Origin of the sequence: Thalassovita aquimarina (assembly GCF_018219815.1) — a bacterium.
In the GTDB taxonomy this organism is placed as follows: domain Bacteria; phylum Pseudomonadota; class Alphaproteobacteria; order Rhodobacterales; family Rhodobacteraceae; genus Thalassobius; species Thalassobius aquimarinus.
The window spans coordinates 50,490-66,562 of sequence record NZ_JADMKU010000005.1 but is presented as its reverse complement, the minus strand read 5'-3'; the positions used below and the strand labels follow the sequence as shown (position 1 = coordinate 66,562).

General features: G+C 64.6%; 14 protein-coding genes. 6 read left to right on the top strand and 8 right to left on the bottom strand.

Translation table 11 applies throughout. From position 1 onward, the window contains the following. Positions 1-29: 29 nt before the first annotated feature. Positions 30-1,076 (bottom strand): rod shape-determining protein, encoded by a 1,047-nt coding sequence (locus tag IT775_RS07380; protein WP_212700449.1) that lies wholly within the window; start codon positions 1,074-1,076, stop codon positions 30-32. Positions 1,077-1,288: 212 nt separating this feature from the next. Between IT775_RS07380 and IT775_RS07375 the strand changes: the two genes are divergently transcribed. Then, positions 1,289-2,074, top strand: coding sequence for a 23S rRNA (adenine(2030)-N(6))-methyltransferase RlmJ (locus tag IT775_RS07375; RefSeq protein ID WP_212700448.1), 786 nt, complete (start codon positions 1,289-1,291; stop codon positions 2,072-2,074). Between the two features lie 9 nt (positions 2,075-2,083). Here the strand turns inward: IT775_RS07375 and IT775_RS07370 are convergent, their stop codons facing one another. Further along, complete coding sequence (locus IT775_RS07370) at positions 2,084-2,935, bottom strand: zinc-ribbon domain-containing protein (RefSeq protein WP_212700447.1); 852 nt, start codon at positions 2,933-2,935, stop codon at positions 2,084-2,086. A gap of 156 nt (positions 2,936-3,091) precedes the next feature. Here IT775_RS07370 and IT775_RS07365 point away from each other — a divergent pair, with 156 nt between their 5' ends. The 5 genes from IT775_RS07365 (at position 3,092) to IT775_RS07345 (ending at position 6,848) form a co-directional block, all read left to right on the top strand. Beyond that, a complete protein-coding gene (locus IT775_RS07365) occupies positions 3,092-3,769 on the top strand; it encodes a cell division ATP-binding protein FtsE (protein WP_212700445.1) in 678 nt (225 codons plus the stop codon). A gap of 5 nt (positions 3,770-3,774) precedes the next feature. Then, positions 3,775-4,668, top strand: a complete 894-nt coding sequence (locus tag IT775_RS07360; RefSeq protein WP_373050142.1) for a cell division protein FtsX — start codon at positions 3,775-3,777, stop codon at positions 4,666-4,668. Then, entirely contained in the window at positions 4,668-5,420 is a 753-nt protein-coding gene (locus tag IT775_RS07355) for a lysophospholipid acyltransferase family protein (RefSeq protein ID WP_218958561.1), read from the top strand. The genes IT775_RS07360 and IT775_RS07355 overlap by 1 nt, the downstream gene beginning before the upstream one ends. Next, positions 5,407-6,012: a pyridoxamine 5'-phosphate oxidase family protein gene (locus IT775_RS07350; RefSeq protein ID WP_212700441.1), complete on the top strand. Its 606-nt coding sequence runs from the start codon at positions 5,407-5,409 to the stop codon at positions 6,010-6,012. The genes IT775_RS07355 and IT775_RS07350 overlap by 14 nt, the downstream gene beginning before the upstream one ends. A gap of 155 nt (positions 6,013-6,167) precedes the next feature. After that, positions 6,168-6,848, top strand: coding sequence for a nitroreductase (locus IT775_RS07345; protein WP_212700440.1), 681 nt, complete (start codon positions 6,168-6,170; stop codon positions 6,846-6,848). Positions 6,849-6,906: 58 nt separating this feature from the next. Here the strand turns inward: IT775_RS07345 and IT775_RS07340 are convergent, their stop codons facing one another. The 6 genes from IT775_RS07340 to IT775_RS07315 form a co-directional block, all read right to left on the bottom strand. Then, positions 6,907-8,139, bottom strand: a complete 1,233-nt coding sequence (locus IT775_RS07340; RefSeq protein ID WP_212700439.1) for an MFS transporter — start codon at positions 8,137-8,139, stop codon at positions 6,907-6,909. A 353-nt stretch (positions 8,140-8,492) separates the two neighbouring features. Then, positions 8,493-9,881, bottom strand: a complete 1,389-nt coding sequence (gene lpdA / locus IT775_RS07335) for a dihydrolipoyl dehydrogenase (RefSeq protein ID WP_212700438.1) — start codon at positions 9,879-9,881, stop codon at positions 8,493-8,495. A 118-nt stretch (positions 9,882-9,999) separates the two neighbouring features. After that, a complete protein-coding gene (locus tag IT775_RS07330) occupies positions 10,000-10,974 on the bottom strand; it encodes a glycosyltransferase family 2 protein (RefSeq protein ID WP_212700437.1) in 975 nt (324 codons plus the stop codon). A gap of 1 nt (position 10,975) precedes the next feature. Beyond that, the gene (locus tag IT775_RS07325; protein ID WP_212700436.1) at positions 10,976-11,335 is read right to left on the bottom strand and encodes a hypothetical protein; all 360 of its coding nucleotides are present in this window, start codon (positions 11,333-11,335) and stop codon (positions 10,976-10,978) included. Positions 11,336-11,472: 137 nt separating this feature from the next. After that, positions 11,473-12,981, bottom strand: a complete 1,509-nt coding sequence (odhB, locus tag IT775_RS07320) for a 2-oxoglutarate dehydrogenase complex dihydrolipoyllysine-residue succinyltransferase (protein ID WP_212700435.1) — start codon at positions 12,979-12,981, stop codon at positions 11,473-11,475. Positions 12,982-12,984: 3 nt separating this feature from the next. Next, positions 12,985-15,954: a 2-oxoglutarate dehydrogenase E1 component gene (locus IT775_RS07315; protein WP_212700434.1), complete on the bottom strand. Its 2,970-nt coding sequence runs from the start codon at positions 15,952-15,954 to the stop codon at positions 12,985-12,987. Positions 15,955-16,073 lie beyond the last annotated feature (119 nt).

Sequence of the window (16,073 nt, the reverse complement as noted above, 5' to 3'; positions counted from 1 at the left end):
TTTCCCCTTTTCAGGAAAAGGTGGGGGCGTCAGCTGTCGTAGTCAATCGCGTGACGCAGTTGCTTTTCGTATTCCAGCGCCTTGCCGGTGCCCAGTGCCACGCAGTTGAGGCTCTCGTCCGCGATCGACACCGACAGTCCGGTCGATTCACGCAGCGCCAGGTCGAGATCGCCCAGCAAAGCGCCGCCACCGGTCAGCATCACGCCCCGGTCGACGATATCGGCGGCCAGGTCGGGCGGGGTCGCTTCCAGCGCGGTCATCACCGCTTCGCAGATCTGCTGCACCGGTTCGGACAGGGCCTCGGCCACCTGGGCCTGGCTGATCTCGGTTTCCTTCGGCACCCCGTTCAGCAGGTCGCGGCCGCGGATCTGCATCGACGCGCCGCGCCCGTCATCGGGCATCCGGGCGGTGCCGATGGTGGTCTTGATCCGTTCGGCGGTGCTTTCGCCGACCAGAAGGTTCTGGTTGCGGCGCAGGTAGTTGATGATCGCCTCGTCCATCCGGTCGCCGCCGACGCGGACCGAGCGGGCATAGACGATGTCGCCCAGCGACAGCACGGCCACCTCGGTGGTGCCGCCGCCGATATCGACGACCATCGACCCGGTCGGGTCGGTGATCGGCATGCCGGCGCCGATCGCGGCAGCGATCGGTTCGGCGATCAGCCCGGCGCGGCGGGCACCGGCCGACAGCACCGACTGGCGGATGGCGCGCTTTTCGACCGGGGTCGCACCGTGGGGCACACAGACGATGATTTTGGGTTTCGAAAAGGTCGACCGGCGGTGCACCTTGCGGATGAAGTGCTTGATCATTTCCTCGGCGACGTCGAAATCGGCGATCACGCCGTCGCGCATCGGCCGGATCGCCTCGATCGATCCGGGCGTCCGGCCCAACATCAGCTTGGCGTCCTCGCCCACTGCCAGCACCTTCTTGACGCCATCCTTGACATGATAGGCGACCACCGACGGTTCGCTGAGGATGACGCCCCGGCCCTTGACGTAAACCAGCGTGTTTGCCGTGCCCAGGTCGATCGCCATGTCTGACGAAAACAGGCCTGGCAGTTTGTCGATGAATGCCATGCAGATGCTGCCCTTCGGTGTTTATCCCCTCGTTGCTTCCGCGATTCTCCGAGCGGGAAGCAGATGTTGTTATAGGGGCAGGGGGCGAAATGGAAAAGGCCGATGGGGCCGAAATCAGCGCCTTTTTGCCAAGCCCGCCCGGTTTGCGGTCAAAGCGCGATTGCCTTGCCCCCGCCGCAGGTCTTATCAGCAGCGCAAAGGAAGGTCCCGACATGCTGTCCTATCAACATATCTATCACGCCGGAAACCTGGCGGATGTGCAGAAGCACGCGCTGCTGGCCCGGATGCTGCAATACATGACCGCGAAGGACAAGCCGCTGAGCTACTTCGAAACCCATGCCGGGCGCGGGCTCTATGCGCTTGACGCGGCCGAGGCGGTGAAGACCGGCGAGGCGGCGGCGGGAATCGACGCGGTCGAGGCCATGGGATGGTTCGGTGCGGATCATCCCTATAGCGAAGCGCTGGCGAAGGTCCGGGCGGCGCATGGCCTGCGCAGCTACCCCGGATCGCCGCTCTTGGCGGCGCAGCTGCTAAGGCCGCAGGACCGGATCACGCTGGCCGAACTGCATCCGCGCGAATTCGAGGCGCTGGAACGGGCCATGCAGGGCACCGGCGCGCGCTGTATGAAGCAGGACGGTTTCAAGATGTTGATGGCCCAGACCCCGCCCGAGCCCCGGCGCGGGCTGGTCCTGATCGATCCCAGCTACGAACTGAAAAGCGATTACTACGCGCTGCCGGGCTTCATCGCCAAGCTGCACCGCAAATGGAACGTGGGCGTGATCGCGCTGTGGTATCCGATCCTGACGGGCGGGGCGCATCAGCAGATGCTGTCGGCGCTGGAGGCGCAGAACCTGCCCGGCGCGCTGCGCCACGAAGTGCGGTTCGGACCTGCGCGCGAGGGGCACCGGATGATCGGGTCGGGCATGTTCATGGTCAACACGCCCTATGGCACGCAGGACGAGGCCGACAGGCTGACGGCGCTGTTCGAAAAGCTTTGAGGGGGCGCCTCAGGTGGTTGCTTCGGCCCCCATCGCGTCCAGCTTGATCAGCAGCGCCTTGACCTGGGCATCCAGCGCGCCGCGCGCCTGGTCGATGACAGCGACATAGCTTCCCAGCACAGGTTTCAGCGCCGGGACCTTCGCCGCGATCGGATCGGCATAGACATAAAGCGCCCAGAACGCCGCCGCGATCAGCAGCGCCAACAGGAAACCGTTGCGGAAACCGCTGCCTTTTTTCGCGATGAGTTCGGGCGTGCCGACGGGGGTGTCGTAATCGTCCGCCTCGGCCGGGCGGCGGTCGGACGCTGCGCGCAGCGAGGAATTGATTTCATCGATGTCGGGCAGCAGGTCGCGGCGCGAAGCGGCCTCGTCCCCGGGTTCGGCTTGCGTTTCGGGGGCGGCAACCTCGGGTTCGCCCTTCATCCGCGCCATACGTTCGCGGGCCTGCCGCGCCCGGCGGGAAGATTCGTCCTCGGGTTCGGCCAGGCCCAGGTCGGGCTGGCTTTCCAATCCCGCGCCGCGTTCTGCTTCGCGCGCACGCGCTTCGCGCTCGGCCTCTTCGCGCAGAACCTCGGCGATGGAGGGGTCGAGCTGCCGCCGTTGCGGTGCCTCGGCGGCCGGTTCAGGTTCCGGGGCCGTTTCGTGTTCGTGGTCGGGTTCCGGGGGCATGCCTTGCGCGTCCGTACCGGCAAGATCGGTTTCGGGCAGCTCCAGATCGTCGGGTGCCGCCGCGGCATCGTCGGGATGGTGCTGGAACCAGGTATGGCCGCAATTGGAACATTGCACGTCGCGTCCCGTCTCAGGGATCACGCTATCGGGCACTTCGTATTGTGCCCCGCAATTCGGGCATATAAGCCGCATTTCGCCCCCTTTTACCCCGCTCCCCGGGGTGCCTTGTCGGGGCTGACTATATGGCGGAACATGGGTGTCGAAAAGTGCAAAGCTTAACAGAGCTTTGCTGCATTGCATCTGGACCTCGTGTCGTGCAGAAAAAGGCAGCGTTCAATGGGGGCAGCGGTGATCGAGTTAGAAAACGTGGCGTATAGTTACGGCGGTGGCGAACTGCTGAGCGACATTTCCCTAAAATTGTCGCCCGGGTCGTTCCATTTCCTGACCGGACCCTCCGGCGCTGGCAAAACCACCTTCATGAAACTGTGCTACGGCGCTTTGTTGCCGACCGCCGGCCACGTGCGTCTGTTCGACCGTGACGTGCGGCTGATGGACCGGGACGAGATCGCGCTCAACCGCCGCCGGATCGGGGTGGTGCATCAGGATTGCCAGTTCCTCGACCACCTGCCGCTGCACGAAAACATCGCCCTGCCGCTGACCGTGTCGGGGCGCGACAATATCGACGAACTGGCCAATCTGAAGGAACTGATGGCATGGGTCGGGCTGAAATCCCGCGCCGAGGCGTTGCCGCCGGAACTGTCGGGCGGCGAACGGCAGCGCGCCGCGCTGGCCCGCGCGGTGATCATGTCGCCCGACGTGGTGCTGGCAGATGAACCGACCGGCAACATCGACTGGGACATGTCGCAGCGGCTGCTGCAGCTGCTGGTCGAACTGAACCGGATGGGCAAGACGATCATGGTCGCCACGCACGACCTGAACCTGATCCGCGCCGCCAAGGGGCAGGTGTCCGCACGGGTTCTCAGGATCGCGAACCGGCGAGTGCAGCTGGCGGGGGCGGACCTATGAAGATCATGGCGCGGTTCACTTCGCTTGTCGTCGGCGATGCGCAGGCCGACCGGGTGGTGCCGCCCAGCGGTTTCACTGCCAACCTGACCACGTTCAGCGCCGCCGCGATGGCGTTCCTGGCGGTGTTCGCGCTGGCTCTGTCGCTGGCGTCCGGGCGGCTGGCCGATCGCTGGAGCAACGACTTGGCGCGCTCATCGACGCTGCGGATTTCCGCGCCGGCCGATCAGATGGATGCGCAGGTGGCTGCGGCGCTGCGGGTGCTGGAAACCACGCCGGGCGTGGCCACCGCGAAGGCGCTGAGCGAAGAAGAACAGCGCGCGCTGCTGGAGCCGTTCTTCGGTCCCGACCTGCCGCTGGACACCTTGCCGATCCCGCAACTGATCGAGATCGACGAGACCGCACAGGGTTACGACGCCGCCGGACTGCGGCTGCGGCTCGCAGCCGAGGTGCCCGGCGCGGTTCTGGACGATCACACCCGCTGGCGCGAACCGCTGGTGCGGGCCGCGTCGCGGCTGCGGCTCTTGGGCTGGACCGCCTTCCTGCTGATCGGCGGCGCGATGGCGGCGATGATCACGCTGGCGGCGCAGGCGGCGCTGTCGGCCAACGGGCAGGTGATTTCGGTGCTGCGGCTGGTCGGCGCGCAAGACAGCTATATCGCGGGCGCCTTCGTGCGCCGCTTCACCCTGCGCGGCTTCACCGGTGCGGTTGTGGGCATGATTGCGGGCCTCGTTGCCATCACCCTGCTGCCCGCCGCGCAGCAGGAGGGTGGGTTCCTGACCGGTCTGGGCTTTCAGGGGGGCGCTTGGTTTTGGCCGCTGCTGATCCCGGTCGTCGCCGCCGGTGTCGCCTTTGCCGCCACCCGTGCCGCGGCGCGCCGCAAACTGAGGGAGTTGCCCTGATGGCCCAGAGAATTGCCCATGCCTGGCAATGGCTGCACAGTCTGGTCTTCGTGATCCAGATGTATGCGATGATGGGGATCATGGGGGTTGTGTTCTTCCCCGCAGCACTTCTCACCCATCATGGCGCCCGGTTCGCGGCCAAGCTCTACTGCCGATGGGTGCTGTGGACGGCGCGCTGGATGGTGGGCCTGCGTGGCGAAATCCGCGGCGAAATACCCACCGGCGAAGTGATGGTGGCGGCTAAGCACCAGTCGTTCTTCGACATCATCCTGATCTTCAACGCGCTGCCGGCGGCGAAATTCATCATGAAGCGTGAATTGCTCTGGACCCCCGTGATCGGCCAATACGCCTATCGCATCGGCTGTATACCGGTCGATCGCGGCAAGCGTGGCGCGGCGATCAAGAAGATGGTCAGGGATGTGGCCAAGGGCACGCAGCGACCCGGCCAGCTGGTGATCTATCCGCAAGGCACCCGCGTCGCCGCCGGCGCGTTCAAACCCTACAAGGTCGGCACCGCGATCCTGTCCGAGGAACTGGGCCAGGATTGCGTGCCGACGGCGACCAATGTCGGCGTGTTCTGGAAACGCACCGGAATCTATCGCAAGCCGGGGCTGGCGGTGGTGGAATTCCTGCCGGCGATCCCGCAGGGATTGGTGCGCGAGGAGTTTATGGCGCGGCTGCAGGAGGAGGTGGAAACCGCCTCCGACGCATTGATGAGGGAGGCGGGGTTCGATCCGGATGCAGTGGATTGAGGATATCGACGCGCTCGAGGCGCTGTATGGCGAACCGGGCGAGGCGTCGCTGAAAAAGGTGGCGCGGCGGATGACGCCGGAATACCGGCGCTGGATCATGGCGTCGCGGTTCTGCGTGATCTCGACCGTGGGGCTCGAAGGGGCTGATGGCAGCCCGCGCGGCGACGACGGCCCGGTGGTCCTGGAACTCGACGAACTTACGCTGGCGCTGCCCGACTGGCGCGGCAACAACCGGATCGACACCCTGCGCAATATCGTGCGCGACCCGCGCATCGCGCTGATGTTCCTGGTGCCGGGATCGTCCAACGCCGTGCGGGTCAATGGCGAAGCGCGGGTGACGGCGGATGCCGGTCTGATCGCGAGGTTCGACCGCGACGGCAAGGCCCCGCGTTCGGTGATCGTGATCCGGATTCAGGAAATCTACACCCAATGCGGCCGCGCGATCCTGCGGTCGCGCCTGTGGTCGGGCGAAGACGAAAGCGCCGACCTGCCGACGGTGGGGCAGATCCTGTCGGCGATGACCGAAGGCGATTTCGACGGCGACAGTTACGACCGCGACTGGGCCGGGCGCGCCGCGCAGACGATGTGGTGAGGGCCGTCCCCTTTTAAGTCTCTGAGGCGCGGCGCAGATTCCCCCAAGGGCCACGAGCCGGGCCATTGTGTCGCCTCGTGACGCCGCGTCTTGCGTTGACCCGGCCCCGCGATTGTCCAACCCTCGCCCGCGCAGAAGGCGACAGGGAGGACAGGATGGAACTGGAACAGGCCATGAAGGGGCGGCGCAGCATTCGCGGGTACAAACCCGATCCGGTGCCGCGTGAGCTTCTGGAGGAAATCATCGCGCTGGCCAGCCGCGCGCCGTCGTCGATGAACACGCAGCCGTGGCACTTTCATGTGCTGACCGGCGAACCGCTGGAACGCGTGCGGCAGGGCAATTCGGAAAAGATGCTGGCCGGGGTACCGCCACAGCGGGAAATTCCCGATCACGGCACCTATGAAGGCGTCCACCGGGAACGGCAGGTGGAAATCGCCAAGCAGCTCTTTGCCGCGATGGGGATCGCCCGCGAAGACAAGGAGATGCGGCAGGACTGGGTGATGCGCGGGTTCCGCCAGTTCGACGCGCCGGTGTCGATCGTGGTGACCTTCGACAAGTCGGCGCAGATGCACGGCACCATCGCCCATTTCGATCTGGGCGCGGTTACCTTCGGTCTGGTGCTGGCGGCGTGGGACCGGGGGCTGGGAACGGTGATCAACGGGCAGGGCATCATGCAATCGCCCGTGGTCCGCGAGGTGGCGCAGATCCCCGACGATCAGGTGATCATGACCTGCGTAGCCCTCGGCTGGCCGGACGAGGAATTCCCGGCCAACGCGGTGGTATCACGGCGCCGCCCGGTTTCGGAAATGGCGCGCTTCATCGGCTTCCCCGAATGACGGGGCAGGCGTCGGGGGCGCAATGGTGAAAATCCAGCCCCCCGATGCCCTTTCCGGCTCAGTCGAAACGCAGTTTCAAGCTACCGTAAAACAACAACAGGAAACAGATCGCCGCCGCAACGAGGTAAGGCGCGTGCAGCGCCGCGATCCGTCCCAGTCCCGGTTCCAGCGCTCCGGCGCCAAGCGCGCCCAGGGGCATTGCCCCCCAGCCGAAGAAACGGTAGACCGAATTGACACGGCCCAGAAGCTCGCCCGGAATGCGCCGTTGGCGGTAGCTGACGGTGACCACGTTCCACAACATGCCGCCCGCTGCCTCGAGGAACAGGGCGATCCCGGTCACGGCGACCGAACTGAACAGGCCCAGGAGAAGTTGCAGCAGCATGAAGGCAAACAACGCCAACAGCAGGCTGGCCCGGATACCGATCCGCCGGATGATCATCGGAGCGGTCAAGCCGCCCAGCACCCCGCCCGCCGCGCCGCAGGTCAGCAGCAGGCCATACCCCGCCGCAGAAAGCCCCAGAACCTCCTGCGCGTAAAGCACCAGAATGGTCATCGCGCCGATGAAGACCGCGTTGATCGCGGCCAGCATCAGCGCCAGCCGCAGGATGTCCCGATTCCGGCGCATCCAGCCCAGCCCTTCCAGAAGCGCCGGCCAGAACCGCAGCCCGGTACGGGGCCGCGACGGCGGCAAGGCGACCAGCCAGATCAATCCCGCCGATAGCGCGAAGGTGGCCGCGTCGAGCCCGAAGGGCAGCGCGATCCCGGCGGCAATCAGCACCCCGGCAAGCGGCGGGCCGATGAATTGGCTGGCCACTTGTTCGGCGCTCCACATCTGACCATTGGCCCGTTCCAGATCGTCGTGGGCAACGACGCTGGGCAGAACGGTCTGGGCGGCGTTGTCGCGGATCACTTCGGCGGAGCCGAGCAGGAATGACAGTGCCGCGAGCGTCAGGATCATCCCCGGACCGCTGTCTTCGGGCAGCGGCAGGGCGGTGGTGGACAGAACCATGCCGACGATACAAAGCGTCAGTGCCAGCCGGACAATATCCGCGCGCAGCATCAATTGCCTGCGATCGGCACGGTCGGTCCAGACACCGGCGGGCAGGGCGAACAGGAACCAGGGCAGACGCTGCGCCGTCGCGACCGTTGCGATCAGCAGCGGGTCGCGGGTCAGCAGCGTGGCAAGCCAGGGCAGGGCGACGCTGGATACCCCGTCGCCGAGGTTGGACACGGCGCTGGCCGAGAAGATCAGCCGGTAATTGCGGTTCGACTTCAGCAGAATATGCGGCATGAAAAATTCCTTTTCTGGTAGAATGGGAAAATTCCGATGCGCTGCAAGAGTGAAATCTCCGATCGTTCACCCGAGCCTGCACTGCCATTCGGACAGCCCCGAGCTCGAAACAGCGGCGCCCGGCGCCGCCGGGCAGCGCCCGACTGCCCATAAGGGCAGGCGCTTCGGTGATGTTCGCGCGATACTGAAACGAAGGAAGTGGCGGTGCGATAAAGTGGCAAGCAATGACGTTGGGGCTCCCACCCGCGGTCGGGGGCTGCCCTCTGTAGCGCTTTGCGGGTGCGGTTTTGGCAGGCGCAAAACGAAAAAGGCCACCCGGGAGGGTGGCCTTGGTGATCTCAACTGCGAAACGATCAGACGTGGATCGCGCCGTCGCCGCAGGCCAGCGCCGCTTCGCGCACCGCTTCCGAGAAGGTCGGGTGGGCATGGCAGGTCAGCGCCACGTCCTCGGCCGAGGCGCCGAATTCCATCGCCACGCAAATCTCGTGGATCAGGTCGCCCGCCGACGGGCCGATGATGTGGCATCCCAGCACGCGGTCGGTTTCGGCATCCGCCAGCAGTTTCACGAACCCTTCGCCCTGGAACACGGCCTTGGCGCGGGCGTTGCCCATGAAGGGGAACTTGCCGATCTTGTAGGCGCGGCCTTCTTCCTTCAGTTGCTGTTCGGTCTTGCCGACGCTGGCGACTTCGGGCGCGGTATAGATCACGCCGGGGATAACGTCGTAATTCACGTGGCCCGCCTTGCCGGCGATGACCTCGGCGCAGGCCATGCCTTCGTCCTCGGCCTTGTGGGCCAGCATCGGACCGTCGATGGCATCGCCGATGGCGTAGATGCCGGGAACGTTGGTGCGCCAGTGGCCATCGGTCTGGATCTGACCGCGCGGCGAGGTTTCAACGCCGAGCGCGTCGAGCCCGAGGCCGTCGGTGAACGGCTTGCGGCCGGTGGCGACCAGCACCACGTCGGCGTCGAGCGTGGCCTCGCTATCGTCCTTGCGCAGCTTGTAGCTGACCTTGGCCTTGGTCTTGGTCGCGTCGACCTTCTGAACGGCGGCCCCCATGACGAATTTCAGCCCCTGCTTCTTCAGCATGCGCTGGAAGGTTTTCTGCACCTCGGCGTCCATGCCCGGGGTGATCTGGTCGAGGAATTCGACCACGGTGACCTCGGAGCCGAGCCGGGCATAGACCGATCCCAGTTCCAGCCCGATCACACCGGCGCCGATCACCACCAGTTTCTTCGGCACCTTCGGCAGTTCCAGTGCGCCGGTGGAGCTGACAACGACCTTTTCGTCGATTTCCACGCCCGGGATCGAGGAGGCTTCGGACCCGGTGGCGACGATGATGTTCTTGGCCTCGTGGGTTTCGTCGCCGACCTGCACCTTGCCGGCGGCAGGGATCGAGGCCCAGCCCTTGATCCAGTCGACCTTGTTCTTCTTGAACAGGAATTCGATGCCCTTGGTGTTGCCCGCGACCACGTCGTCCTTGTAGGCCAGCATCTGTTTCCAGTCGACCTTGGGCGCGGCGCCCTTCAGCCCCATCTTTTCGAAATTGTGTTCCGCCTCGTGCAACTGGTGCGACGCGTGCAGCAGCGCCTTGGACGGGATGCAGCCCACGTTCAGGCAGGTGCCGCCGAGGGTGCCGCGGCCTTCGACACAGGCGGTTTTCAAGCCCAGCTGGGCGCAGCGGATCGCGGCCACGTAGCCGCCGGGACCGGCGCCGATTACGATTACGTCATATTGTGCCATTGGGTGTCTCCGTCAGGTCTTGAGATCGGTGTTTCAGTTGTACGGGCGGGACGGGGGGCTGTCTGCCCCCCACGGCCCTGGCGGGCCTCCCCCCGAGGATATTTTCGAAAAGAAGAAGTCATGAGGCCTTCCTGGTCCAGGCGCGGCGCTGCCCGGGGGTCAGGAGCGCGGCGCGGCGATCACTGAACCAGTCCTGGCAGGCGCGTTCGGCCGCGGCGGTTTGCGGGTCGCCGCGCAGCGCCTTGAGCCGGCGTTCGGTGTCGGGCCAGTGGCGCAGGATGGCGCGGTCTTCGACATCGTTACGGTTGGCGCGGCGGTGCCAGTTGGACCCTATGTGGTATTTGGTGTCGCCCCGTTTGCCCTGACCATCGCCACGGTCGTTCTTCATCAGGAACAGGTCCTGTGACTTTACCGCGTAGTGGTTGATCCGGGCGTTGCGCGCGCGGCAGGCCACGTCATGCGGACGGAAGCGGGAAGATTTCTTTTGCTGCAGGCTCCGGTTCGACAGCGGTTCTGCGTCCGGGGTGAGGACAACCGGGTCCTCGACCAGCGGATCGAGCGGGTTGTGATCGGTGGCGCGCGCGAAGCTGGCAACGCGGAACAGGCATTTGGATTTCGTCACCCCCGGTTCGGGAGCGGGTTCGGAACGAGTGAAGCGTTGCAGAACGGAATCGCCGGGGGTCCAGTCGGTCAGGCCGCTGTCGCCGAAGGTGCGCCAGCAGATCGGGATCACGTCGGCGCGGCCGAGTTGTCCGAGCAGGTCGTCGATGGTGCCGCGGCCCAGATCGATCCGCAGGAATTCGTCGCTGTCGATATGCAGGCACCAGGTGAAGCTTTGCGCGCGCAGCCATGCCAGCGCCAGGTCCATGCCGTGATCCTGCGGGCTGGCGCCTGCGGGCACGGTCTGGCGGATATGGGTGATCTGACCGAGAGCGGCCAAGCGGTCGAGCAGCGCGTCAGAGCCGTCGGTGTTGTCGTTGCTGACGATCAGGATCGCGTCGAAGCCCAGCCCCTTGTGATAGGCGATCCATTCCAGCACGAAGAGACCTTCGTTGCGCATGCAGGAGACGAGGGCGGTTTTTTCAGGAGACATCTCAACCTGCCCTTCTGGCGGATCCATCCGGCAACCCACGGCAGACGATCCAATGAATTACAAGAAAAAGTACAGCAAGCACCGTTGATGGATCCAGCAGCAGGCCTGATCCAAAGGTTTGGCCGTCCGAGAGAAAATGCAACAGAATGTTATACCCCAGAACCCCAAATCCGAATGAATATATGATCTTGCCAAGGGTATGGGCGCGTTCTGGAACGTACGCGATTCGCGATAAGAAAAGGCCAGTGATTGCGATTGGTGCAAGCAATGGGAACATTATCATCAATGCAGGCAGAACCGGCTGCTCTGCCTTTAAAGTCAATACGCTATACGTGAGGAAAGCAACCTGAGAAATGATCAAGGTTGTCGCCCAAAGGATTGCTCGGTTTCGACCTTTCCGCATGGTTGAACCTGATTTCCTCATTCACATCGGAGCAAGGCGGGCCGAAGCCCGCCCACCCGCGTTTTCCGTAGCCTGGGCTTCAGTCCGGCAACGGCTTACAGATCCATCAGCAGGCGGCGCGGGTCTTCCAGCGCTTCCTTGACGCGCACGAGGAAGGTCACTGCGCCCTTGCCGTCGACGATGCGGTGATCGTAGGAAAGCGCCAGGTACATCATCGGGCGGATCTTGATTTCGCCGTTGATGACCATCGGGCGGTCCTGGATCTTGTGCATGCCGAGGATACCCGACTGCGGCGGGTTCAGGATCGGCGAGGACATCAGCGACCCGTAGACGCCGCCGTTGGAGATGGTGAAGGTGCCGCCCTGCATTTCGGCCATGGAAAGCTTGCCGTCGCGGGCGCGCTTGCCCTTCTCGGCGATCGCCTTCTCGATCTCGGCAAAGGACATCTGGTCGGCGTCGCGGATCACCGGAACGACAAGCCCCTGCGGGGTGCCCGCGGCGATGCCCATGTGGACGAAGTTCTTGTAGACGATGTCGGTGCCGTCGATTTCGGCGTTGACCTCGGGAACCTCCTTCAGCGCGTGGCAGCAGGCCTTGGTGAAGAAGGACATGAAGCCCAGGCGGACGCCGTGCTTCTTCTCGAACAGGTCCTTGTATTCCTTTCGCAGCGCCATGCATTCGGTCATGTCCACCTCGTTATAGGTGGTCAGGATCGCGGCGGTGTTCTGCGCGTCCTTCAGGCGGCGGGCGATGGTCTGGCGCAGGCGGGTCATCTTGACCCGTTCCTCGCGCGCGGCGTCATCGGCGCTGACCGGGCCGCGCGGCATCGCGGCCGGGGCCGCGGGCGCGGTGGCGGCGGGGGCAGCCGCCGCGGCGGCGACGGCCTTGGCCACGTCCTGCTTCATCACCCGACCGTCCTTGCCGGTGCCGGTCACGGCGTCGCGCGCGATGCCCGCTTCTGCCATCGCCTTCTTGGCCGAGGGCGCGTCCTCGACGTCCTTGCCTGCGGCCGGGGCCGCGGCGGGCGCGGCTTCTGCGGCGGGGGCGGCTGCGACAGCCGCGCTGGCGCCGGAGGAGATCACCGCCAGCTTGGCGGATGCGTCGACGGTGGTGCCTTCACCGGCCACGATTTCGGCCAGGACGCCGGCGGCGGGGCTGGGAACTTCGACCGATACCTTGTCGGTTTCCAGCTCGCACAGCATTTCGTCCTGCGCAACGGTGTCGCCGACCTTCTTGAACCAGGTCGAAACGGTCGCTTCGGTCACCGATTCACCAAGCGATGGCACCATCACGTCGACCGGTTTGGCGGCGGCGGCGGCGGGGGCAGCCTCGGCCTTCGCCGCAGGTGCGGGGGCCGGGGCGGCGGCGCCTTCGGTGATGTTTGCCAGCAGGGCGTCAACGCCCACGGTGGCCCCTTCGGCGGCGACGATTTCGGCCAGGGTGCCGGCGGCGGGGCTGGGGACTTCGACGGTCACCTTGTCGGTTTCCAGTTCACACAGCATTTCGTCGGCGGCAACAGCATCGCCCGGTTTCTTGAACCAGGTGGCAACCGTCGCTTCGGTAACGGATTCGCCGAGGGTGGGGACACGTACTTCGGTCGTCATCGGTTATTTTCCTTCGATGGTCAGCGCGTCGTTGACGAGCTGTTGTTGTTGGGCTTTGTGCTGGCTTGCCAGACCGGTTGCGGGCGAGGCCGAGGCGGGCCGGCCGGCATAGGTCGGGCGGGTATGCTTGGCGCCGATCCGGGTCAGAACCCATTCGATATTGGGTTCGATGAAGGACCAGGCCCCCTGGTTTTTCGGTTCTTCCTGACACCAGACCATTTCGGCGTTCTTGAAACGGTCCAGTTCCTTCACCATGGTCATGGCCGGGAACGGATAGAACTGTTCGACCCGCATCAGGTAAACGTCATCCAGACCGCGCGCGTCGCGTTCTTCCAACAGGTCGTAATAGACCTTGCCCGAACACAGCACGACGCGTTTGATCTTGTCGTCTGCCACCAGTTTCAGATCCGAATGGCCCTTTTCGGCGTCATCCCACAGCACCCGGTGGAACGACGATCCGGTCAGGAAATCCTCGGCGTCGGAAATGCACATCTTGTGACGCAGCAACGATTTCGGCGTCATCAGGATCAGCGGTTTGCGATAGGTCCGGTGCAACTGGCGGCGCAGGATGTGGAAGTAGTTCGCCGGCGTGCTGCAGTTGGCCACGATCCAGTTGTCACCGCCGCACATGGTCAGGAACCGTTCCAGGCGGGCCGAGCTGTGTTCCGGCCCCTGGCCTTCGAAACCGTGCGGCAGCAGGCAGACCAGGCCGGACATGCGCAGCCACTTGGCTTCGCCGGAGCTGATGAACTGGTCGAACATGATCTGCGCGCCGTTGGCGAAATCGCCGAACTGCGCTTCCCACATGGTCAGCGCGTTGGGTTCGGCCAGCGAATAGCCGTATTCGAAGCCCAGCACCGCGTATTCCGACAGCATCGAGTCGATGACCTCGTAGCGGGCCTGCCCTTCGCGGATGTGGTTGAGCGGGTAGTAACGTTCCTCGGTTTCCTGGTTCACCAGGCCCGAATGGCGCTGTGAGAAGGTGCCGCGGGTCGAATCCTGGCCCGCCAGGCGGACCGGATAGCCTTCGGTGAGCAGCGACCCGAAGGCCAGCGCCTCGCCGGTCGCCCAGTCAAAACCGGTGCCGGTTTCGAACATCTTCTTCTTGGTGTCGAGAAGACGGCCGACGGTTTTATGCAGCGGGAAACCATCGGGAGCGCGGGTCAGCGCCTCGCCGACCTGTTTCATGGTTTCCTCGGAAATCGCGGTCTGGCCGCGCTGGTATTTGTCGCGTTCCTGCTTGTCCAGGTGCGACCAGCGGCCATCGAGCCAGTCGGCCTTGTTCGGCTTGTATTCCTTGCCGGCCTCGAACTCTTCGTTCAGGTGCGACTGGAACGCGGCCTTCATGTCCTCGATTTCACCTTCCGGGATCAGCCCGTCCTTGACCAGACGCTCGGTATAAAGCTGCAGCGTGGTCTTGTGCCGCTTGATCTGGTTGTACATCAGCGGGTTGGTGAACATCGGTTCATCGCCCTCGTTATGGCCGAAGCGGCGATAACAGAAGATGTCGATGACCACGTCCTTGTGGAATTTTTGGCGGAATTCGGTCGCCACCTTGGCGGCGTGCACCACCGCTTCGGGGTCGTCGCCGTTGACGTGGAAGATCGGCGCTTCCACCATCAGCGCGATATCGGTCGGGTAGGGCGAGGAGCGCGAGAAATGCGGCGCGGTGGTGAACCCGATCTGGTTGTTCACCACGATATGGATGGTGCCGCCGGTCTTGTGGCCGCGCAGGCCCGACAGGCCGAAACATTCCGCCACGACGCCCTGGCCGGCAAAGGCCGCATCGCCGTGCAGCAGCACAGGGATCACCGTGTGGCGTTCGGGGTCGTTGTTCTGATCGGTCTTGGCGCGGGCCTTGCCCAGAACCACCGGGTTCACCGCTTCGAGGTGCGAGGGGTTGGCGGTCAGCGACAGGTGCACCTTGTTGTTGTCGAATTCACGGTCCGACGAGGCGCCGAGGTGGTATTTCACGTCGCCCGATCCGTCCACGTCCTCGGGCTTGAAGCTGCCGCCCTGGAATTCGTTGAAAATGGCGCGATAGGGTTTTTCCAGCACGTTCGCCAGAACCGACAGGCGGCCGCGGTGCGGCATGCCGATGACGATTTCCTTGGCGCCGAGGTTGCCGCCGCGCTTGATGATCTGTTCCATCGCCGGGATCAGCGCTTCGCCGCCGTCGAGGCCGAACCGCTTGGTGCCCATGTATTTCACATGCAGGAACTTCTCGAAACCTTCCGCCTCGACCAGCTTGTTCAGGATCGCCTTGCGGCCTTCGCGGGTGAAGGTGATTTCCTTGTCGAAGCCTTCGATCCGTTCCTTCAGCCAACCGGCCTGTTCGGGATCCGAGATGTGCATGTATTGCAGCGCGAAAGTGCCGCAATAGGTGCGTTTCACGATATCCATGATCTGGCGCAGCGATGCGATCTGCAGGCCCAGCACGTTATCGATGAAGATCGGCCGGTCCATGTCGGCATCGGTGAAACCGTAGGAGGCTGGGTCGAGTTCGGGATGCGGGGTCTGGTCCTGCATGCCCAGCGGGTCCAGGTCGGCCACCAGGTGGCCGCGGATCCGGTAGGCGCGGATCAGCATCAGTGCCCGGATCGAATCCAGCACCGCGCGCTTGACCTGCTCGTCGGAAATCTCGAGTCCCTTTTCGGCGGCCTTGGCGGCGATCTTCTGGCCTGCGTCCTTGGCTTCCTTGACCGGGGCGGCGGGCCATTGCCCGTCCAGCGCGGCGGTCAGATCGTCATTGGGGGTCGGCGGCCAGTCGGCGCGCGCCCAGGACGGGCCCTGCGCTTCGGCCTTCACGTCCATTTCCGCGTCGCCCAGCTGGCGGAAGAATTCCTGCCACGCCTCGTCCACCGCGTTGGGATCGCTGGCGTAGCGGGCGTAAAGCTGTTCGAGGTATTCCGCGTTCTGCCCCTGCATGAAGCTGGAGGCGTGGAAGATATCGTTGGGTGATTGTTCGGTCATGGGTTCACCTATTGTGGGTTGGGACCGTATGCATTTTGGGCGTTGTCGATTGTGATCCGGTGTATCAGCCTTAAGGGGCCGCACTGCCCGACGGATATTTGATTGCGGGCGCGCTGACG